The sequence below is a fragment of the [Actinomadura] parvosata subsp. kistnae genome, assembly GCF_900323885.1.
Lineage (GTDB): Bacteria > Actinomycetota > Actinomycetes > Streptosporangiales > Streptosporangiaceae > Nonomuraea > Nonomuraea composti.
In genome coordinates this window covers 258,797-278,642 of record NZ_OOHJ01000005.1, presented here as the reverse complement: position 1 = coordinate 278,642, position 19,846 = coordinate 258,797, and the positions used below count along the sequence as shown (strand labels likewise).

19 protein-coding genes are annotated in these 19,846 nt (G+C 72.5%); 9 read left to right on the top strand and 10 right to left on the bottom strand.

Annotated elements, in window-relative coordinates; translation table 11 throughout:
- The first annotated feature begins 84 nt into the window (after positions 1-84).
- The 4 genes from KIS93_RS02630 to KIS93_RS02615 are packed head-to-tail and all read left to right on the top strand — an operon-like array spanning position 85 to position 5,262.
- Positions 85-2,262, top strand: a complete 2,178-nt coding sequence (locus tag KIS93_RS02630; protein ID WP_080037897.1) for a hypothetical protein — start codon at positions 85-87, stop codon at positions 2,260-2,262.
- Positions 2,263-2,267: 5 nt separating this feature from the next.
- The gene (locus KIS93_RS02625) at positions 2,268-3,533 is read left to right on the top strand and encodes an ABC transporter substrate-binding protein (RefSeq protein ID WP_080046620.1); all 1,266 of its coding nucleotides are present in this window, start codon (positions 2,268-2,270) and stop codon (positions 3,531-3,533) included.
- Positions 3,530-4,441, top strand: a complete 912-nt coding sequence (locus tag KIS93_RS02620) for a carbohydrate ABC transporter permease (protein ID WP_080037896.1) — start codon at positions 3,530-3,532, stop codon at positions 4,439-4,441. The genes KIS93_RS02625 and KIS93_RS02620 overlap by 4 nt, the downstream gene beginning before the upstream one ends.
- Complete coding sequence (locus tag KIS93_RS02615) at positions 4,438-5,262, top strand: carbohydrate ABC transporter permease (protein ID WP_080037895.1); 825 nt, start codon at positions 4,438-4,440, stop codon at positions 5,260-5,262. Before KIS93_RS02620 ends, KIS93_RS02615 begins: the two co-directional genes overlap by 4 nt.
- A 5-nt stretch (positions 5,263-5,267) precedes the next feature.
- Here KIS93_RS02615 and KIS93_RS02610 read toward each other — a convergent pair whose 3' ends face one another.
- Genes KIS93_RS02610 through KIS93_RS02585 form a run of 6 tightly spaced genes read right to left on the bottom strand, consistent with a single transcriptional unit; the run spans position 5,268 to position 11,416 of the window.
- Positions 5,268-6,269 (bottom strand): M24 family metallopeptidase, encoded by a 1,002-nt coding sequence (locus KIS93_RS02610; RefSeq protein ID WP_230466084.1) that lies wholly within the window; start codon positions 6,267-6,269, stop codon positions 5,268-5,270.
- Positions 6,266-7,177 (bottom strand): ABC transporter ATP-binding protein, encoded by a 912-nt coding sequence (locus tag KIS93_RS02605; RefSeq protein WP_080037894.1) that lies wholly within the window; start codon positions 7,175-7,177, stop codon positions 6,266-6,268. The genes KIS93_RS02610 and KIS93_RS02605 overlap by 4 nt, the downstream gene beginning before the upstream one ends.
- Positions 7,174-7,947 (bottom strand): ABC transporter ATP-binding protein, encoded by a 774-nt coding sequence (locus KIS93_RS02600; RefSeq protein WP_080037893.1) that lies wholly within the window; start codon positions 7,945-7,947, stop codon positions 7,174-7,176. The genes KIS93_RS02605 and KIS93_RS02600 overlap by 4 nt, the downstream gene beginning before the upstream one ends.
- Positions 7,944-8,804, bottom strand: coding sequence for an ABC transporter permease (locus tag KIS93_RS02595; protein WP_080037892.1), 861 nt, complete (start codon positions 8,802-8,804; stop codon positions 7,944-7,946). Before KIS93_RS02595 ends, KIS93_RS02600 begins: the two co-directional genes overlap by 4 nt.
- Positions 8,801-9,823: an ABC transporter permease gene (locus KIS93_RS02590; RefSeq protein ID WP_080037891.1), complete on the bottom strand. Its 1,023-nt coding sequence runs from the start codon at positions 9,821-9,823 to the stop codon at positions 8,801-8,803. Before KIS93_RS02590 ends, KIS93_RS02595 begins: the two co-directional genes overlap by 4 nt.
- 12 nt (positions 9,824-9,835) lie before the next feature.
- Entirely contained in the window at positions 9,836-11,416 is a 1,581-nt protein-coding gene (locus tag KIS93_RS02585) for an ABC transporter substrate-binding protein (RefSeq protein WP_080037890.1), read from the bottom strand.
- 110 nt (positions 11,417-11,526) lie between these two features.
- Here KIS93_RS02585 and KIS93_RS02580 point away from each other — a divergent pair, with 110 nt between their 5' ends.
- Positions 11,527-12,174, top strand: a complete 648-nt coding sequence (locus KIS93_RS02580) for an Lrp/AsnC family transcriptional regulator (protein WP_080037889.1) — start codon at positions 11,527-11,529, stop codon at positions 12,172-12,174.
- Positions 12,175-12,235: 61 nt separating this feature from the next.
- Here the strand turns inward: KIS93_RS02580 and KIS93_RS02575 are convergent, their stop codons facing one another.
- The 4 genes from KIS93_RS02575 to KIS93_RS02560 form a co-directional block, all read right to left on the bottom strand.
- Complete coding sequence (locus tag KIS93_RS02575; protein WP_230466082.1) at positions 12,236-12,571, bottom strand: avidin-fold protein; 336 nt, start codon at positions 12,569-12,571, stop codon at positions 12,236-12,238.
- Positions 12,572-12,637: 66 nt separating this feature from the next.
- A complete protein-coding gene (locus KIS93_RS02570) occupies positions 12,638-13,345 on the bottom strand; it encodes a TetR/AcrR family transcriptional regulator (protein ID WP_080037887.1) in 708 nt (235 codons plus the stop codon).
- 9 nt (positions 13,346-13,354) lie between these two features.
- Positions 13,355-14,263, bottom strand: a complete 909-nt coding sequence (locus tag KIS93_RS02565) for an alpha/beta fold hydrolase (protein WP_080037886.1) — start codon at positions 14,261-14,263, stop codon at positions 13,355-13,357.
- A 140-nt stretch (positions 14,264-14,403) separates the two neighbouring features.
- On the bottom strand, positions 14,404-15,114 hold the full coding sequence (locus tag KIS93_RS02560) for a helix-turn-helix domain-containing protein (RefSeq protein WP_080037885.1): 711 nt from the start codon (positions 15,112-15,114) through the stop codon (positions 14,404-14,406).
- A gap of 226 nt (positions 15,115-15,340) precedes the next feature.
- On the opposite strand from KIS93_RS02560, the gene KIS93_RS02555 reads away from it, so the two are divergent.
- From KIS93_RS02555 to KIS93_RS02540, 4 genes are read left to right on the top strand one after another with little or no spacing between them, the layout of a single operon-like run.
- A complete protein-coding gene (locus KIS93_RS02555) occupies positions 15,341-16,183 on the top strand; it encodes an oxidoreductase (RefSeq protein ID WP_080037884.1) in 843 nt (280 codons plus the stop codon).
- Positions 16,180-17,076, top strand: coding sequence for an ABC transporter ATP-binding protein (locus tag KIS93_RS02550; protein ID WP_080037883.1), 897 nt, complete (start codon positions 16,180-16,182; stop codon positions 17,074-17,076). The genes KIS93_RS02555 and KIS93_RS02550 overlap by 4 nt, the downstream gene beginning before the upstream one ends.
- The gene (locus KIS93_RS02545) at positions 17,073-18,689 is read left to right on the top strand and encodes an ABC transporter permease (protein ID WP_080037882.1); all 1,617 of its coding nucleotides are present in this window, start codon (positions 17,073-17,075) and stop codon (positions 18,687-18,689) included. The genes KIS93_RS02550 and KIS93_RS02545 overlap by 4 nt, the downstream gene beginning before the upstream one ends.
- Positions 18,690-18,743: 54 nt before the next feature.
- On the top strand, positions 18,744-19,766 hold the full coding sequence (locus tag KIS93_RS02540) for an LLM class flavin-dependent oxidoreductase (RefSeq protein ID WP_080037881.1): 1,023 nt from the start codon (positions 18,744-18,746) through the stop codon (positions 19,764-19,766).
- Positions 19,767-19,846 lie beyond the last annotated feature (80 nt).

Below are 19,846 nucleotides of genomic sequence, written 5' to 3'. Positions count from 1 at the left end.
CCCGTTCGACCGGCACGCGCGTGTCGTACCCCGGCCCCCGCAGCCGCCGCGGCCGAGACTGGAACAGCAAGAGGAAAGACGAGGATGCCCCAAGCAATCGACCGCCGCCGGCTCGTACGACGGCACAACCCCGTGCTGACGTCCGCGCACCCGGCCGGCGTCCTGACGGTCGGCAACGGCGACATCGCGCTCACGGTCGACGTCTCCGGGCTGCAGACGTTCCCGTCCTTCCACGAGCTGGTCCCCGACCCGCACCGGGTCGTGCGCGACGGGCTGTCCGGCCTGCCGGAGCAGCGCCCGCGCGCCTTCGACGCCGGCGACTTCCAGATCCCGCTGCGCACCCAGTCCACCTGGGGCTGGTACGAGACGCGCGCCGCGCGAGAACTGCGCCTGGAGGACGCGGTCACGCTGTACGAGACGCCGCGCGGCCCGGTCCCCTACCTCGACCGGATGGGCCTGCAACGGCCGGGCGACCCGATCGCCGAGGAGTTCGTGGCGGGCGCGTGGTTCCACTTCAACCCGCGCCGCGCCCACCTCGGCCGCCTCGCGCTGGTCGGCCCCGACGGGACGGGCCCGGGCGACCCGGCGCTGCTGGCGGACGTCCGCACCGAGCTGGACCTGTGGACGGGAACGATCCACGCCGCGTACGTGCTCGACGGCGAGCAGGTCCGCGTCACCACGGTCGCCGACCCGCGCGAGCACCGTTTCGCGGTGCGGGTCGAGTCCGGCCTGCTGCCGCGCGGGTGGGGCGTCGTCTGGGTGTTCGACGACCAGCCGGACGACCTGGCCGCGTTCGAGCTGCCGCCGGAGCAGAAGACGGTCTGGGACCGGCACGCCCCCGGGCACTGGACCGCGCGGCGCACGGTGGAGGCGCTGGCCTACGACGTCGCCGTCCGCACCACCGGAAGCCTCCAGGAGGGGGCGGAGTCGGCCGTCGCGCGCACGGACGGCACCGTTCTCGAAGTGGTGGTGACCCTGACGCCGGACCAGGACCGGCAACCGGACGACGGCTTCGCCGAAGTCAGCCGGGCCGCGCGGGACTGGTGGGCCGAGCACTGGAGCACGGGCGCCGCGATCAGCCTCGACGGCAGCACGGACCCGCGCGCCCGCGAGCTGGAGCGCCGCATCGTCCTGTCGCAGTACCTCACGGCGGTCAACTGCGCCGGGGCCACGCCTCCCGCCGAGTCAGGGCTGACGTACAACACGTGGTCGGGCAAGTTCCACCTGGAGATGCACTGGTGGCACGCGGCGCACTTCCCCCTGTGGGGGCGGGGCCACCTGCTGGAGCGCAGCCTGCGCTGGTACCACGGCGCGCTGGAGGCGGCGCGGGAGACCGCCCGGCGGCAGGGGTATCGCGGGGCCCGCTGGCCGAAGCAGACCGACCCGTCGGCGCGCGAGTCGCCCAGCAACATCGGCGTCTTCCTGCTGTGGCAGCAGCCGCACGTGATCCACCTGCTGGAGCTGCTGCGCGCCGAGGGCCGGGGGGCGGAGTTCCTGCGCGAGCACTACCCGCTGGTCGAGGCGACGGCCGCGTTCATGGCCGACTTCGCCGAGGAGCGCGACGGATCGTACGTGCTGCCGCCGCCGCTCATCCCCGCGCAGGAGAGCTACCTGCTGGACCGGGCGACGAACGCGGACCCGACGTTCGAGCTGGCGTACTGGTCGTGGGCGCTCGGCGTGGCGAACGAGTGGCGTACCCGGCTCGGCCTCGAACCGGACGAGGAGTGGGCGCGGGTGGCGCGGAACATGCGCCGGCCGGCCGTGCTGCCCGACGGCACGTACGCCGCGCTCGCGACGCCCCCGATACTCGTCCGCAAGGACCACCCGTCCATGCTGATGGCGCTGGGCTGGCTGCCGGACACCGACCTGGTGGACCCGGCCACGATGGCGGCCACGCTCGACGCCGTCTGGGAGCACTGGGATCTGCAGTCGAGCTGGGGCTGGGACTACCCGGTCATGGCGATGACCGCGGCCCGCCTCGGCGACGTCGGCCGCGCCCTCGACGCCCTGCTGCTCCCCTCGCCCAAGAACGTGTTCCTCCCCAACGGGCACAACCCGCAGCTGCCGGGGTTCCTCACCATCTACCTGCCGGCGAACGGAGGACTTCTCGCCGCGATGGCGCACATCGTCGCGGCGCTGGACCAGGGGGCAGAGCCCCCCGACGGCTGGCTGATCACCGCGGAACCGGCCGGCCACCATCCCATCCGCTTCCCCGACCAAGGCATCCAAGGCATCCAAGGCATCCAAGGCTCCCAAAGGTGAGGACCATGGGCACACATCTCTCCGTACGCGCCACCGCCGTGGCGGCCTCGCTGGCGCTGGCGCTCGCGGGCTGCTCGTCCGCCGAGGAACCGACCGGCGGGCCCGTCGAGCTGACGTTCATGAACCAGTCGCGCGGCCAGGAGGCCGCGCTCACGCAGCTCGCCCGGCAGTACACCGGCAAGACCGGCGTCAAGGTCACGATCGAGTCCCCCGGGCCGGCCGACTACCTGCCCAAGCTGCAGGCCAAGGCGCAGTCCCGGTCCATGCCGGACGTCTACTCGTCGTTCGACGCGACGCAGATGGCGCCGTTCTACAAGGCCGGCTGGGCGATGGACCTGTCCGCCGAGCTGAACGCCGGGTGGAGCAGGAACTTCAGCCCGGCCGTGCTCAAGATGTCGACGTTCCAGGCGGGCAACAACCTGGGGGTCAAGCCGGGCGTCTACTCGGTGCACTGGGAGACCCAGACGTACGGCTTCCTCGTCAACCCGGCCCTGACCGGGATGTCGGCGGACAAGCCCCCGGCGACGACGAAGGAGTTCATCGACGCGCTCGCCGCGAAGAAGGCGACGTTCTCCGTCGCGGCCTCGCAGACCCCGAACATCATCCAGGCCCTCGCCTCGAACTGGCTGACCGACGCCGAGATCGAGGCGACGCTCAACGGGAAGGCGAGCTGGAAGCAGGACGGCTGGCGCAACGCCTTCCAGTTCCTGCTCGACCTGAAGCGGGCCGGCGTCCTCGCGAACGACTCCATCCCCGGCGGCCAGGACGACCATCCGAACGTCGAGTCGGCCTTCTTCACGAAGGCGACGGGCGCCATCTTCGACGCCGCCCCCGGCGTGTCGGTCGGCCTGCGCACGAACCCGGAGTTCGAGGACTACTTCTCCACCGGGGTGCCCAAGGCGCCCGGCGCCGTCCACGAGCCGCGCTCGCCGGGCCTGCCCGGCAAGGGCGCGGTGATCAACCCGAGGGGCAAGCATGCCAAGGAGGCGCTGGCGTTCGTGAAGTGGCTGACCGAGCCCGCGCAGCAGGCGGTGTTCGCCAGGACGGCCCGCATCCTGCCCAGCAACCCCGAGCTGCTCGCCGGCACGGACATCCCCGGGCAGCTCAAGGGCTTCGCCGCCGGCGTGCAGAGCATGCAGGTCATGTCCACGACGTTCACGCCGGACGTGAACACCGCGATCAGGGCGGAGTCGCAGCGCCTGGTGCTGGGTGAGACGACGGTGGACGAGGCGCTGGCCACCATCCAGGCGGCGCAGGACCGCACGTCATGACGACGCGGTCCCTCGCGGTGCCCGCGTCGCGCCGCGGGCACGCCCTGCGGCGCAACGTGATCGGCTGGGCGTTCCTCGGCCCGGCCATCGCGCTGGTCGGCGTCTTCACGATCACGCCGTTCGCGCAGGCGATCCTGCTGAGCTTCCAGTCGTGGGACGGCGTCAGCCCGGACACCCCCTGGGTGGGGCTGGACAACTACGCCTTCGTCGCCTCCGACCCGGTCTTCTGGGCGTCGATGCGCAACGTCGTGTTCTTCGGCGTCGTCGGGTTCGTCGCCGGCAACGGCGTCGCCCTGGTCATGGCGCTGGCGGTCAACACCGTCGTCCGGGGCAGGACGTTCTTCCGCACGGTCTTCTACCTGCCGGGCGTGCTGTCGGTCGTGGTCGTCGGCCTGCTGTTCTCCTTCATCCTGGCGCCCGGCTCGGGCGTGCTCAACCGGCTGCTCGCCCTGGTGGGCGTGGCCGGGCAGAACTGGCTCGGTGACCCGGACGTCGCGCTGCCGGTGGTGGCGGCGGTGTTCGTCTGGTTCCACTGGGGGTTCGGTTTCCTGCTCTTCCTCGCGGGGTTGCAGGACATCCCGAAGGAGCTGTACGAGGCGGCCGACCTCGACGGCGCGAACCGCTGGTCGAAGTTCCGCTTCGTCACCTGGCCGCAGCTGGCCCCGGTCACCTCGATCGTCAGCCTGCTCACGCTGCTCGCCGCCCTCCAGATCTTCGGGACGGTGCAGGTGCTGACGAACGGCGGGCCCGGCCACCACACGATGGTGCCGACCCTGGCGATCTACAACGAGGCGTTCGTGAACTGGCGTTACGGCAGCGCCGCGGCCATGTCGGTCATCTTCGGCGGCGCGCTCGTGCTGCTGTCCGTCCTCCAGCTCGCGATCACCCGGCGGAGGTCCCGCATATGAGCCGGATTCCCCCGCACAAGATCGGCCTGTACGGGCTGCTCGCCGTCGCCGCGTTCATCGCGCTGTTCCCCCTGCTGTGGATGGTGTCGGGCTCCCTGCAGAGCCTGACCGAGCTGTTGTCGAACCGGAGTTTCCTGCCCGCCGACCCGCAGTGGCACAACTACGTGACCGCGTGGGTGCAGGGTGATCTCGGCGTCTACCTGCGCAACAGCGTGCTCTACACGGGGTGCGCGGTCGCCGGCATCCTGCTGGTGTCCAGCCTCGCCGGGTACGGGCTCGCGCGGCTCGACTTCGCCGGCAAGGGCGTGTTCACGTTCGTCATCCTCGCCGTGATGATCATCCCGGCGCCCGCCATGTTCCTCGCCCAGTACAAGCTGCTCATCTCCCTGAACCTGACGAACAACCCGGTCGGCTACGTGCTGATCCTCATCACGTCGGGCGTCCCGATGTCGACGCTCATCATGCGCGGCTTCTTCGCCGGCCAGCCCCGCGCGCTGGAGGAGGCGGCCGCGCTGGACGGCGCCGGCCCGCTGCGCGTCTTCTGGAACGTGATCCTGCCGCTGGCCCGCCCCGGCCTGGCCGCCGTGGCCGTCATCCAGGGCCTGGGAGCCTGGAACGAGTACCTGATGGCGCTCGTCCTGTTCGAGGACAACTCCCTCATGCCGATCCAGCGCGGCCTGACCGCGTTCACCTCGGCCGAGACGCCGCAGCAGCAGATCCTGCTGGCCGCCACGACCATCTCGATCGTGCCGGTCGTGATCTTCTACCTGATGGCGCAGCGGCACATCGTCAAGGGCATCGGCGCGGGCGCCATCAAGTAAAAGGGCTAGCGGTCGAGGACGTGCAGCGTGTGCGGGGCCGTGCCGAGCGGCAGCGCGCCGGCCTCCGCGCACAGCGCCACGTGCGCCACCCTGGCGCCGAACAGGTCCGGCACGTGGATGGCCGGCTCCAGGCAGAACGTCATCCCCGGCTCCAGGGTCGTCTCCGCGCCCGGCCCCTCGTCGAGGGCGAGGCCGATGCCGCGGCCGGCGTGCGGGGCCGCGAACCGCCCGTACCCGCTGCCGTCGATCACCTCGGCCACCGCGCGGGCGACCGCGCCGGCCGGGACGCCGGGACGCAGCGCGGCCAGGCCCGCCCGGTGGGCGGCGAGCACCACCGAGTACATCGCCTCGAAGTCCTCCGGCGGCTCGGCCACCACGAAGACCCGGGCCGCCTCCGCGCAGTAGCCGCCCCACCGGCCGCACACCGACACGCCCAGCGCGTCCCCCGGGTTGATCACGCGGTGCGCGGGCAGATGGGCGGGCCGCGCCGTGTGCTCGCCGGCGGCGACCCGTACCGACAGCGGCTTCTCGCAGCCGGACTCCAGCAGCAGCGCGCGCAGCCGCGCGGCCATCGCCCGCTCGGTCTCCCCGAACCAGGCCAGCTCCGGCACCCGCGCCAGCACGCCTTCGGCCGCCGCGACCGCGTGCCGCAGCGCCTCGATCTCGTACGGCTCCTTGCGCAGCCGCAGCGGCGCGAGCACGGGGGCGGCGGGCACCAGCTCGGCCTCGATGGCCAGCCCGAACAGCTCGCGCACCCGCATCTCCGGATCCACCCCGACCCGCCGCGCCCCCTGCGGCACCAGCGCGGCCGGGTCCGCGGTCTCGGCCATCGCCTCCTGGGTGAGGACGAGAAACGGCCCCTGTCCGCCGCCGAGGAAGCGGAAGTCGGGCGAGGGCCGCAGCACGAGCGCGTCGATCCCCGCCTCCGCCATGGCCCGCCGCGCCGCGACGGCCCGCGCCGCGCCCACCTCCTCGGGCGTCACCGCCGCCCCCGCCTCGGGGGTCACTTCGGCTCGTGCAGCCAGCAGGCCACCGGCCCGAAGTCCGGCTCCTTGTCGCGGCACACGTCCATCACCAGCGGGCAGCGCGGGTTGAACCGGCAGCCGGACGGCGGGCTGGCCGGGTCGGGCACGTCGCCGGGCAGCTCCTCCGGCAGCACGCCCAGCCCGTCCGGCTGCGGGATGGCCGCCAGCAGCGCTCGCGTGTACGGGTGGCGGGGGTTCGCCCACACCTCGGCCGTGTCGCCCACTTCGACGATCTTGCCGAGGTACATGACCGCGATCCGGTCGGCGATCAGCCGCACCACCGACAGGTCGTGGCTGATGAACAGCAGCCCGGCCCCCGACTCCACCGCGAGGTCCCGCATCAGCCGGGCGACCTGCGCCTGCGCGGAGGCGTCCAGGGCGGAGATCGGCTCGTCGCCGATCAGCAGCCGGGGCCGCGCGGCCAGCGCCCGCGCGATGGCGATGCGCTGCCGCTGGCCGCCGGAGAACTCGTGCGGGTGCCGCCCTGCGAACTCGCGCGGCAGGCCGACGCGTTCCAGCAGGTCGGCCGGGGAGGTGGCGGTGTCGCGGGCGGTGCGCAGGCCGTCGGCGATCTGGTCGCCGACGCGCCGGCGCGGGTTCAGCGACGCGTACGGGTCCTGGAACACCATCTGGATGCCGGTCAGCTTGCGGCGGCGCAGCCCGAGCGGGGTGACGGGCTGCCCGTCGAAGTCGATCGAGCCGGCGGTGACGGGGTTCAGCCCGCAGACGGCGCGGGCCAGCGTCGACTTGCCGCAGCCGGACTCGCCGACGAGGCCGACGACCTCGCCGGGCCGTACGGTCAGGCTGGCGCCGGCCACGGCCCGCACGACCGGGCGCCCCGGTGAGCGGTGCTCGACGACGAGGTCGTCGATGGTCAGCAGGCTCGTCATCGCAACTCCGCATCGGGCAGGGAGTCCAGCAGGGCTCGCGTGTAGGGGTGCTCCGGCTCGCGCAGCACCCGGCCGCGCGGCCCCGACTCGACCACCAGGCCGTCCTTCATGACGCTCACCTCGTCGGCCACCGCCGACATGACGCCCAGGTCGTGCGTGACCAGCAGCACCGCCAGGCCCAGCTCGTCACACAGGCCGCGCAGCAGCCGCAGCACGCCGGCCTGCACGGTCACGTCGAGCGCGGTCGTGGGCTCGTCGGCGATGAGCACCTCCGGCGAGCAGGCCAGCGCGATGGCGATCGCGATCCGCTGCCGCATGCCGCCGGAGAACTGGTGCGGGAAGCGCCCGTACGCCTCCTCGGGGCCGGGGATGCGGACCTTGCCCAGCAGCTCCACGGCCCTCGCCTTCGCCTCGGCCTTGCCCAGCCGCAGGTGGTGGCGCATGTGCTCGGTGAGCTGCGTGCCGATGGTCAGCATCGGGTGCAGGCTGGTCGCCGGGTCCTGGAAGACCATGGCGATCCGGCCGCCGCGCACCTGGTTGAGCTCCTTGGGCGGCAGCGTCAGCAGCTCGCGCTCGCCGAGCCGGATCGAGCCGGTCGTGCGGGCGCCGTGCGGCAGCAGACCGAGCGTGGCCAGCCCGGTCATCGTCTTGCCCGAGCCGCTCTCTCCTGCCAGGCCGTGCACGCGCCCGGCCTGCAGCCGCAGGTCCACGCCGCGCAGGATCTCCTTGCCGCCGATCGAGACCCGCAGGCCGGTGATGTCCAGCGTCACAGCGCACGCTCCTTGATCGCGCGGGCCGTGCGGGGGTCGAGAGCGTCGCGCAGCGTGTCGCCCAGGAAGTTGAACGCCAGCACGACGGTCAGGATGGCCAGCCCGGGGAACGTTGCCACCCACCAGCTGTCGAAGACCTCCACGCCGGAGGCCACCATCGCGCCCCACTCGGGCGACGGCGGCTTGGCGCCCAGGCCGAGGAACGACAGCCCGGACAGCAGCAGCAGGGCGGTGCCGATGTCGAGCGTGGCCAGCACCAGGACGGGCCCGGTGATGTTCGGCAGCACGTCCACGCGCAGCGAGCGCCACACGGAGAAGCCCAGCAGCCGCCCGCTCAGCACGAACTCCCGCTCGCGCACGCCCAGCACCAGCCCGCGCGTGACGCGGGCGTAGGCGGGCCAGGCGACCACCAGCACGGCCAGCACCGCGTTGGTGAGGCTCGCGCCCAGCGCGGCGGCCACCACCATGGCCAGGATCACGGTCGGGAACGCGAACACCAGGTCCGCGACCCGCATGATCGTCTCGTCCACCCAGCGGCCGAAGTAGCCGGCGCACGCGCCGAGCAGGCCGCCGACCAGCACCGACAGGGCCACCAGCAGCAGCGTCAGCGGGATCGACACGCGCGCCCCGTACATGACGCGGCTCAGGATGTCGCGGCCGAGCTGGTCCGTGCCGAACCAGTGGCCGGGCCCGGGCGGCGCGAGCCGGGGCAGCTCCTGGGCGAGCGGGTCGTGCGGGGCGAGCCAGGGCGCGGCCAGCGCCACGACCAGCCACAGCAGCGCGAGCACGGCGCCGGCGACTGCCAGCGGCTGCCGCCACGCCTCGGGCAGCCTGCCCAGGAGACTCACGCGGGTCATTGCAGCCTCACTCGGGGGTCGATGACGCCGTACAGGACGTCCACGACCAGGTTGATGACGAGGTAGACGATGCCCACGACCAGGCCGACGCCCATGACGGCGGGCAGGTCGAGGGTGGTGGCGCTCTTGTACGCGTACTGGCCGATGCCGGGCCAGGCGAAGATCGCCTCGACCAGGACGGTGCCCGACAGCAGGCTGCCGAAGGCCAGGCCCGCCACGGTGATGATGGGCACCAGCGCGGAGCGCAGCACGTACCGGAACAGGATGGTCCGGCCGGGCAGGCCCTTGGCGCGGGCGGCGCGCACGTAGTCCTGCCCGAGCACCTCCAGCACCGCCGAGCGGGTGAAGCGGGTGAGCAGGCCGATCGTGTAGAGCGCCAGCACGAGCGCGGGCGTGATGAGGTGGCCGACGGCCGAGGCGAAGATGTCCCAGCGGCCGGCCAGCAGCGCGTCCACCGTCTGCAGGCCGGTGACGGCGGGGGCGCCGCCGAGGGCGGCGTCCACCCGGCCGCTGCCCGGGGTGATCTGCAGGCGGTAGAAGAACACGTAGAACGCGACCAGCGCCAGCCAGAACGTCGGCACCGAGATGCCGACGAGGCTCAGCACCCGCAGCGCGTGGTCCGACAGGCGGTCGCGGCGCAGCGCGGCGATGACGCCGAACGCCACGCCCAGCACCAGCGAGACCAGGATGGCCGCGCCCGCCAGCTCCAGCGTCGCCGGGACGAACTCGGCGAGGTCCTGGCTGACGGGGCGGTGGCTCTGCTGGCTGGTGCCCAGGTCACCCTGGACCAGGCCCTGGAGGTGGAGCAGGTACTGCTGCCAGAGCGGCTTGTCCAGGCCGTGCTCGGCCCGCCACTGGGCGACGATGGCCGGGTCGCCGAGCGCCCGCTGGCCGAGGTTGGCGGCCACGGGGTCGCCGGGGACGAGGTTCGTCAGGACGAACGTCACCAGCGTGATGCCCCACGCCATCAGGACGGCCAGCAGGACGCGGCGGATGAGGAACCGCGCGAGCGGAGGCAACGCGGACCGCCCCTACTTCGCGCCGAGGTCGGCGACGTCCACGGTCCACACCGGGTGGTACTCCAGGCCGGTCACGGAGGCGGCCGACACGATGTTCTGGCTCGGCTGGATCAGCGGCACGAACGGCCCGGAGGCGTTGAGCTTCGTCTGCACGTCGGCGTAGGCGGTCTTGCGGGCCTCGTCGCCGATCGCGGTGGCCGCCTTGGCGCCCGCCTCCTCGATCTCCTTGGCCGCGCCCTCCTTCCATCCGGCGCGCAGGCCGACGGTCTTGCCGGGCAGGAAGGCGAGGTAGTCGCTGGGGTCCGGGTAGTCGGGGCCCCAGTACCACAGGCCCATCTCCTCCTTGCCGTTGCGGTAGTTGTCGAGAGCCGTGGTGACCGGCGCGGGCTGCAGGTCGACGGTGATGCCGACCTCCTTGAGGTTGGCCTGGATCCGCTCGGCCAGCGGCTGGAACGACAGGCCGTTGACGGTCAGCTCGCTCGGGTACTCCAGCTTCACGGTCGGGTTGGCCAGGCCGCTGGCGGCCAGCGCCGCCTTGGCGCCCTCGACGTCCCGCTTGGCGCCCTGGTCGGCGGGCAGCGCGCCCAGGATCTGGGACGGGATCACGCCCGGCGCCTGGGTGGAGCCCTCGCCGGCCAGCTCCAGCAGCCCCGCGTAGTCGACACCCTTGCGCACGGCCTCGACGAACTTGGCGTTCGTGGTGGTCTTGCTGATCGCGGAGTCCTGGTTGGCCAGCAGGAAGATGACGTTCGCCGAGGCGGTCTTCTTCACCTGGAGCGTGGCGGGCATGCCGGTCACCTGGTCGCCCGACAGGTTGAGCGCCACCTGGCTGTCGCCGCGCTGGACGTTCAGCTTCTGGGTGGCGGCCTCGACGTTGCGGATGACGACCTTGTCGTAGGCGGGCTTGGTGCCGTAGTACTTCGGGTTCGCCTTGAGCGTGACCTGGCTGCTCACGTTGAACGACTCGATCGTGTACGGGCCCGAGCCGGCCGAGTGCCCGTTCAGGTACTGCTCGGCCTTGTCCTGGGCGTCGGTGGTCGCGCCGTTCTGCTTGGCGACCTTGCTGTTGAGGATGCCCAGCGCCGGGTTCGGCAGGATGAACGGCAGCGCCGGGTTGGGCGTCTTCGACGTCAGCGTGATCGTCGTGTCGTCGGTCTTGGCCACCTCGACGCCGTCCAGCAGGAACGACGGCGTGCCCTTCATGTCGCGCACGCGGGTCAGCGAGAACACCACGTCGTCGGCCGTCACGGGCGCGCCGTCGGCGAACGTCGCGCCCTGCTTGAGCTTGAGCGTCAGCGTCTTGCCGTCCTTCGACAGCTCGTACGACTCCGCCAGCGCGGGCACCGGCTTGGTCACGTCGGCCCCGTCGAACGTGAGCAACGTCTCGTACACCGCCTTGCCGACGATGAGCCCGGTCGGCTCGTACGTGCGGCCGGGGTCGGCGGTCTTCAGGTCGAAGGACGTGTCGATGACGAGGGTCTTCCCGCCGCCGCCTGCGGCAGCGGGGGTCTGTGACGTGCCGCCGCTGCCGCAGGCGGCCAGGGCGAGTGCACCGGCGAGCAGCACGGCCGCCGTCTGGGAGCGGGTCGCCATGAGTGTCCTCCAAAATTGGACGTTCGGCAGAAGGATGTCGAGGATTGTGCGGCAGAACGTCCAGGGACTGTGCGGTCGGCTAGACGTATATAAAGGTCGATGAGGTAATGATGAGTGAAATTTCCAGAAATGGTGTCAGCGGTGGCGGTCAGCCTGGACGGATCGGCATCGGTCTCGAGCTCGACGACATCCACCTGAAGATCCTTGAGGTCCTGCGCGAGAACGGCAGGATCTCCGTCGCGGCGCTCGCCGAACGGGTGGGCATCTCCCGGGCCAACGCCTACACCCGCTTCGAGGCGCTGCGCGCCGACGGCGCGATCAAACGGTTCACGGCGGAGATCGACCACGTCAGGGCGGGGCTCGGCATCACGGCACTGATCTTCGTGACCGTGCGCCAGCAGATGTGGAAGCAGTTCAGGGCCGAGCTGGCCCGGATGCCGGAGGTGGAGTACTGCGCGATCACCACCGGCCAGCACGACGCGATGATCCAGGTACGGGTCTCCGACGTGGCCGCCGTGCACACCATGGTGACCGACCGGCTGGCCAACATCCCGGCCGTCAAGGCGACCGAGACCGTGTTCATCCTGGACGAGGTGCTCAGGCGGCCGTACGTGCTGCCGAGCGACCGCGACCCGGCCCGCGACCGCGCCCGGCAGCAGCGGCGGCCCGCGCAGGAGGCGCAGGGCGACGTGCCGCTCGGCAAGATGCGCTTCGTCGGCGCCGCCGAGGGCCGGGCCGCCCTGCGCAAGGACGACTAGGCTGCCGGCCGGGCCCGGATCGGGCCCTGCTCAGGCCCTGCTCAGGTCACCCAGGCTCGGTTCAGGCGACCTCGGTGCACACGCTCACGTGCAGGGTGTCGTCCCCGTCGAACCTGAACTCCTCCACCAGGCGCAGCAGCCCGTCGTCGCCGGTCTCGATGCGGCTGGTGCTCTGCCCGCCCGCCTTGCCGCCGGCGACCAGCGCGTGCGCGTACGCGATCGACACCTGGTCGCCGTCGCGGGTGCCGACGAAGCGCCCGTGGGTCACCGTGTCGCCGGTGTACTCGCCCCACACGACCTCGTCGGCCTCCCAGTACTGGAACCTGGTGGGGCTGTCGGGGTTCACCGCGCTCGCCGTCGAGCTGACCATCACGAATGTACGACCGTTGAGATTCACGCCCCCTATGGTCCCTACATTTCCGAAATATCAGCACACGGCTGGACATATGGTGAGGGCGGCCTGTCAATGCCCGGAAATCCGTCCAGCCGAGCCCTCGCCGGAGGGCACGCGAGCGCGGCTCAGTCCATCGGCCGGCCCGAACAGCCGGTCCAGGTGATACTCGATGATCTCCGTCGCGTCCTCGTAACTGCGCTGCCCGCTCAGGACGCTGGAGGTCAGGCCGTTGGCCAGCGCGAGCAGCCCCGCGACCTCGATCCGCGGGTCACGGTCGGGGGCGATCTCCCCGGCCTGCTGGGCGGCGGCCAGCCGTTTGGTGAGGAAGCTCTCCAGGGCGTTCGGCAGGGTGAGCCCGGCCGCGGCCAGCACCGGATCGGTGAGGGCGGCGGTGTAGTAGGCGGTCCAGGCCATGGAGTCGAGCCTGCTCTGCTCGTCGAAGGGCACGACCGTACCGAGAACGGCGGCGAGCACGGCCCGCGCCGTCATCTCGCCCACTGACGGCTCACCCTCCACCCGCTCACCCCCCACCGGTTCGATCGCTGCGGCGGCTCGCTGCTTGGCCCTGCGGTTCATGCGCGCGCCCAGCTCCGCCAGGCCCGACTCCAGCAGGGCCTGCTTGTTCGCGAAGTAGTACTGGACGACGCGCAGCGACACCCCGGCCTCGGCGGCGACCTCCCGCATCGAGACCGCCTGGAGGCCGCGGGTACTGGCGATGCGCAGCAGCGCCGCGGTCAGCTCGCGCCGCCGCTCGTCATGATCCACCTGCTTGGGCATGCCGGTGACCTACCCGTGCGCCGGCGCCGCACCGGCGGGCCGCGCCTGGCGGGGGAAGCCGAGGATGCGCTCGATGACCAGGTCCGCCGCCTCGACGGACAGCGAGTGTCCGGTGCCGGGCACGATCTCCACCCGCCACGACGGCACCACGTCGGCCAGCCGCGCGGCCACCGCCCGGGCGTCCAGCAGCGTGCTGCGCGCGCCGAGGAGCACCTGCACGGGCACGGTCAGCTCGCGCAGCTGCTCGTCGGTGTAGACGGGCGGGACGGGCACCCGCCGGCGGTAGGAGAAGCCGAGCCGCATCAGCTCGATCAGCGCGTCCTCGCGCAGCACGCCGTTGCCCGCCACGCCCGCGAGCCGGTGCCGCAGCACGCGGGGCAGCATGGAGCAGACGGCGCCGACGACGGCCCACCGCAGGAACCGCCCGGTGATCGGGCCGAACCCGCCCGGATCCACCAGCGTCAGCGCCGCGACCCGGCCCCCGCCGCCGCGCTGCTGCTCCACCGCGGCCCACGCGCCCGCCGAGAACCCCACCAGGTGCGCCCGCTCGGCGCCGGCCGCGACCAGCACGTCGGTGATCCACCCCCCGACCGTGGCACCGGACTCCAGCGGCCGCGTCTGCACGGACCGGCCGGGCTCGCCGAGCGGATCGAGGACGAGGACCGGACGCGTACGCGCCAGCGGCTCGACGTATTGGTACCAGGCCAGCGCGTTCCCCCCGGCACCCGCCACCAGAACGACCGGATCCCCCTCGACCGGCCCCGCCCGGTAGGCCCGCACGCTCCCGGCGCGGGTCTCCACGTCGAAGGCGTCCACCGGAACGGGCCACAGCTCGCGCAGTAACCGGTCGTAGGCGGCGTGGTACTTGTCGCGGGCGGCGTCGCTGGTGAAGCCGGACGGACGGTCAGGCACGCGCATGGTGACCTCATCTCCTGTTTGGATACAGTCGTATCCTAACAGAGGATCCCTGCCCTGCTCCGGCGGCAGGACAGGCCGAGGACGTACGGCGCCGGCCCGCGTGCGCACCTGCCGGGCGCGCGGGCCGTGGCCGAGGGGGCTCACTCCCCCGCGGTGTCCTGGTCGCCGGCGAAGGTCTGCCGGTAGTGCTCGGCGGCGAGGGCCATGTCGGTGCTGAGCAGGTCGAAGAAGCGGCTCGCGGTGCGGAGGCGGCGGCCGGCCGGGGTGTCGGCGCCGAGCACGTCGACGCCCACGCGGACGGTCTCGGCCCACATCATCATCGACCGGGCGCCCACCTGCCAGGCGTGGTACCACACCTCGTCGTCGATGACGTACCGCTCGCGCCGGTTGTCGCGTTCGCGCCGGATGAGGCCGATCAGTTCGAGGTAGCCGACGCCTTTGGAGATGGAGGCGGGGCTCACGCGCAGCCGTTCGGTGAGGTCGGCGACGGTCAGGTCGCCGGTGTCGCTGGTGAACAGGCAGGCCAGCACCCGGGCGGCCATCGGCGGCATGCCGCCCAGCCGCTCGGTGAGCAGCTCCTCGAACGCGCGCACCGCCTCCGGGTCGCGCCGGTCGGTCGTGGCCGCCGGCGGGCCGGGGACAGGACTGGGGCGGCGGCGGGCGCGCCATTCGGCGGCCCGTTGCGCGTGGGCGGCGCGGTAGCCGTGCGGGCCGCCGTTGCGGGCGATCTCGCGGCCGACGGTGGAGCGCGGGCGGCCCAGGCGGCGGGCGATCTCGGCGTACGCCAGCCCGTTGAGCAGCCCTTCGGCGATCGTGCGGCGCTCCTCGTACGACAGGTGGCCTCGCGGCATGCGCCCTCCTGGAACGTCCTGCGGCGGCGCCCCCAGTATGCCGCCGGCACCACCTCATCGCGACAGCCGCGGCCGAGGTGTTGCGTTTGCCGACACCGTCATGACACCAATCGAATCGCTATGACCTGCGGTGATGCTTTTCGCTCCTTGCCCGATTCCTGATGGCGTCCGTAGCTTTTCCCTCTGCGTGAACGAAGGGACGTTCACCCAGAAGGGATCTCTGCCCATGTCAGCCAAGGTCTGCCTGGTCACCGGCGCCTCGTCCGGAATCGGCCAGGCCACCGCACGGGAGCTGCTGCGCGCCGGCCACGTCGTGTACGGCGCCGCGCGACGCGCCCACCTGATGGGCGCGCTGCGCGAGGCAGGAGGCCACGCCCTGCCCATGGACGTGACCAAAGAGGAGGACCTGCACAGGGTCGTCCGCACGATCGTGGACGCGCACGGCCGCATCGACGTGCTGGTCAACAACGCCGGCACGGTCGTGCACGGCGCCATCGAGGACACGCCGCTCGCGATGGCGCGCGAGGTGTTCGAGGTGAACGTGTTCGGGCCGGCCCGGCTGACCCAGCTCGTCCTGCCGCTCATGCGCCACCGGCGCTCGGGCACGATCGTGAACGTCTCCTCGATCGGCGGCGAGCTGGCCCTGCCGCTCGGCGCCTGGTACTACGCCTCCAAGCACGCCCAGGAGGCGTTCTCCGACACCCTGCGCATGGAGGTCGCGCCGTTCGGCATCGACGTCGTCGTCATCCAGCCGGGCATCATCAGGACCGGCTTCGAGGCCGGATCGGCCCGCCAGCTCCGCGAGATCTCCGGCCAGGGCCCCTACCACCGGATGGCCGAGGCCATGGCCCAGGCCGCAGAAGCCGCCATGAACGACCCGGACAGCCCGGCCTCGGACCCCGGCGTCGTCGCGGCCACGATCGTCGAGGCGGTCGAGTCGGACCGGCCCGAGACCCGCTACGTGGTCGGCTGGCAGGCCGAAGCCCTGCTGAACCTGCACAGGACGCTGCCCGATCGCGACTTCGACGCCGCGGTCACCGCACACCACCCCGCCAGGAGCACCTCATGACCGCCGCCATAGCCGTGTCCGGGCTGGTCAAGGCCTACGGGCCGGCCCGCGCCCTCGACGGCCTCGACCTCACCGTCCAGACCGGGGAGGTGCACGGCTTCCTCGGCCCGAACGGCGCGGGCAAGAGCACCACCATCCGCATCCTGCTCGGCCTGATCCGCGCCACCTCGGGCAGCGCCCGGCTGCTGGGCGGCGACCCGTGGGCCGACGCCGTGCGGCTGCACCGCCGGCTGGCGTACGTGCCGGGCGACGTCGAGCTGTGGCCCAACCTGACCGGCGGCGAGGTCATCGACGTGCTCGGCCGGCTGCGCGGCGGCCTGGACGTCAAGCGCAGGAAGGAACTGGTCGAGCGTTTCGAGCTGGACCCGAGGAAGAAGGCCCGCACCTACTCCAAGGGCAACCGGCAGAAGGTCGCCCTCGTCGCCGCCTTCGCCGCCGACGTGGAGCTGCTCATCCTGGACGAGCCGACGAGCGGCCTGGACCCGCTGATGGAGGCCGTCTTCCAGCAGGTCGTGGCCGAGGCCAAGGCGGCCGGCCGGACGATCCTGCTATCCAGCCACATCCTCGCCCAGGTGGAGAACCTGGCCGACCGCGTCACCATCATCCGCTCCGGCCGTACCGTGGAGTCGGGCACGCTGGAGCAGCTGCGGCATCTGACCCGCACCAGCATCGTGGCCACCACCGCCGCCCCGGTCACCGGCCTGGACGGGCTGCCCGGCGTGCACCAGGCGGCCGTGGACGGCCTGGACGTGCGCTTCAGCGTCGAGACCCGGCATCTCGACGCCGCCGTCCGGCACCTGACCACGTTCGGCATCCGCTCGCTGGTCAGCCACCCGCCGACGCTGGAGGAGCTCATGCTCCGGCACTACAGCACCGAGCAGGCCGCCGCATGACCGCCACCAGCACCCAGCCGACCGGCACCCATCTGACGGGCACCCATCTGACAGGCACCGCCGCGATGCTCCGGCTGGCGCTGCGCCGCGACCGGATCAAGCTGCCGATCTGGCTGATCGCCATCGCCGCCATGGTGCCGCGCTTCTACTACGCCGCCGCCACCATCGTCGCCCCGACTCCGGAGGCCAGGGCCGAGGCCGCGCAAATGATCAGGGCGTCGTTCATGCGGGTGCTCGCCGGGCCGGTCTTCGGCGACGGGCCCGTCACCCCGCAGGGCTACTTCCTGGCCGCCTACTGGGTGGAGTTCCTGCTGGCCGCCGCATTGATGAACATCCTGCTCATCACCCGGCACACCCGCGCCGAGGAGCAGACCGGCCGGGCCGAGCTGATCAGGGCCGCCGTCGTGGGCCGGCACGCCCAGCTCACCGCCGCCCTCATCGTCTCCGCCATCGGCAACACGGCGCTGGCCGCCCTCACCGCCGCCGCCGCGATCAGCGTCGGCTTCCCGGCGGGCAGCGCGCTGCTGTTCGGCCTCTCCCTGGCCGCGACCGGGCTGGTGTTCGCGGCGCTCACCGCCGTCACCGTGCAGATCACCGAACAGCCCCGGGGCGCCAGCGGGATCGCGGGCGCGGCGCTGTTCGCGGCGTGGCTCGTGCGCGGCGCCGGAGCGCTGCAGGACCAGCAGGGCGGGCCGCTGTTCTGGCTGTCGCCGATCGGCTGGGCGCAGCAGACCAGGGTGCTGGCCGGCGACCGCTGGTGGCCGCTCGCCCTGCCGGTGGCGCTCGCCGCGCTGCTGGTCGCCGCCGCCTACCGGCTGGCCGGGCAGCGCGACCTCGGCGCCGCCCTGATCGCCGCCCGCCCCGGGCAGGCCGCCGCGCCGTCGTGGCTGCGCTCCCCGCTAGGGCTGGCCTGGCGGCTGCAGCAGGCGTCCATCGCCTGGTGGGCGGCCGCGTTCCTGGCCGCGGGCCTGGCCATGGGCGGCATGAGCGGCGGCATGACCGGCATCGACCTGGGCCTGTTCTCTCCCGGCGCGGACGTGGTGCGCGGCTGGCTGAGCCTCATGGTGTTCACCGGCTCGCTCTACACCGGCGTGTTCGTGCTGCTGTCGGCCGCCCGGCTGCGTGCCGAGGAGGCGCACGGCCGCGTCCAGCCCGTGCTGGCCGGGCCGACCAGCCGCTCGGCCTGGTTCACCGCGTCCCTGGCGGTCACCGCGCTCGGCGCGCTCCTCCTGCTCACCGTCTACGGCGCGGGCCTCGGCCTCGGCGCCGCCGTCTCCACCGGCGAGCCGGGCCTGGTGGCCGAGGTGGCGGGGGCGAGCCTGCTGCGCCTGCCCGAGGTGCTGGTGCTGCTGGCCCTGCCCGCCGCGCTGCTCGGCCTGGCCCCGCGCGCGATGGCCGCCGCCTGGGCGGTGTTCCTCTACAGCGCGCTCGTGCAGGTCTTCGGCCCGTACGCGGGGGTGCCGGCCTGGCTGGCGAACACCTCCGTGCTGTCCCACCTGCCCTGGCACCCCCTGGGCACGTTCGCCCCGGTGGCCACGCTCGTGCTGACGGCGCTCGCCGTCCTGCTGGCCCTCCTCGGCGGGTACGGGCTGCGGCGCCGCGACCTCGCGTGAGCCGGGACGGCCGGTCCAGGAATGTCCTTGACGCGCGGAAGGTTGAAGACCGGTATGAAGAAGATCGGTTTCCTGAGCTTCGGGCATTGGTCGTCGTCGCCGTACTCGAAGGCACGCAGCGCGTCCGACACCCTGCTGCAGTCGATCGAGCTGGCGGTGGCCGCCGAGGAGCTCGGTGCCGACGGCGCCTACTTCCGCGTCCACCACTTCGCCCAGCAGCTGGCCAGCCCGTTCCCGCTGCTGGCGGCCGTCGGCGCGCGGACCAGCCGGATCGAGATCGGCACCGGCGTCATCGACATGCGCTACGAGAACCCCCTCTACATGGCCGAGGACGCGGGCGCGGCCGACCTCATCGCGGGCGGCCGGCTGCAGCTCGGCATCAGCCGGGGATCACCCGAGCAGGTGATCGACGGCTGGCGCTACTTCGGCTACCAGCCGGCCGAGGGCGAGACCGAGGCGGACATGGCGCGCCGCCACGCGGAGGTCTTCCTCGACGTGCTGCGCGGCGAGGGGTTCGCGCAGCCGAACCCGCGGCCGATGTTCCCCAACCCGCCCGGCCTGCTGCGCCTCGAACCGCACTCGGAGGGGCTGCGGCAGCGCATCTGGTGGGGCTCCAGCTCGAACGCCACCGCGAAGTGGGCCGCCGGCCTGGGCATGCACCTGATGAGCTCCACGCTCAAGGACGACGAGAACGGCAAGCCGTTCCACGTGCAGCAGGCCGAGCAGATCGCGGCCTACCGGGAGGCGTGGAAGGAGGCCTGCCACGAGGGCGAGCCGCGGGTGTCGGTGAGCCGCTCGATCATGCCGATCGTCAACGAGACGGACCGCGCGTACTTCGGTCACGAGCGCGCGAGCTCGGACCAGGTGGGCTTCATCGACGCGACGACCAGGGCCATCTTCGGGCGCACGTACGCCGCCGAGCCGGACGTGCTGGTGAAGGAGCTGGCCGCCGACGAGGCGATCGCCGCGGCCGACACGCTCCTGCTGACGGTGCCCAGCCAGCTCGGCGTGGACTACAACGCCCACCTGCTCTCCTCGGTCCTGACCCATGTGGCCCCCGCCCTCGGCTGGCGCTGAGCGGGCGAACGCCGGGGGTCGATGAGTTTCGGCGGTGCCGCGAGTCTGCATGTGCGACCCGTGATCGACGGCACCCCGAG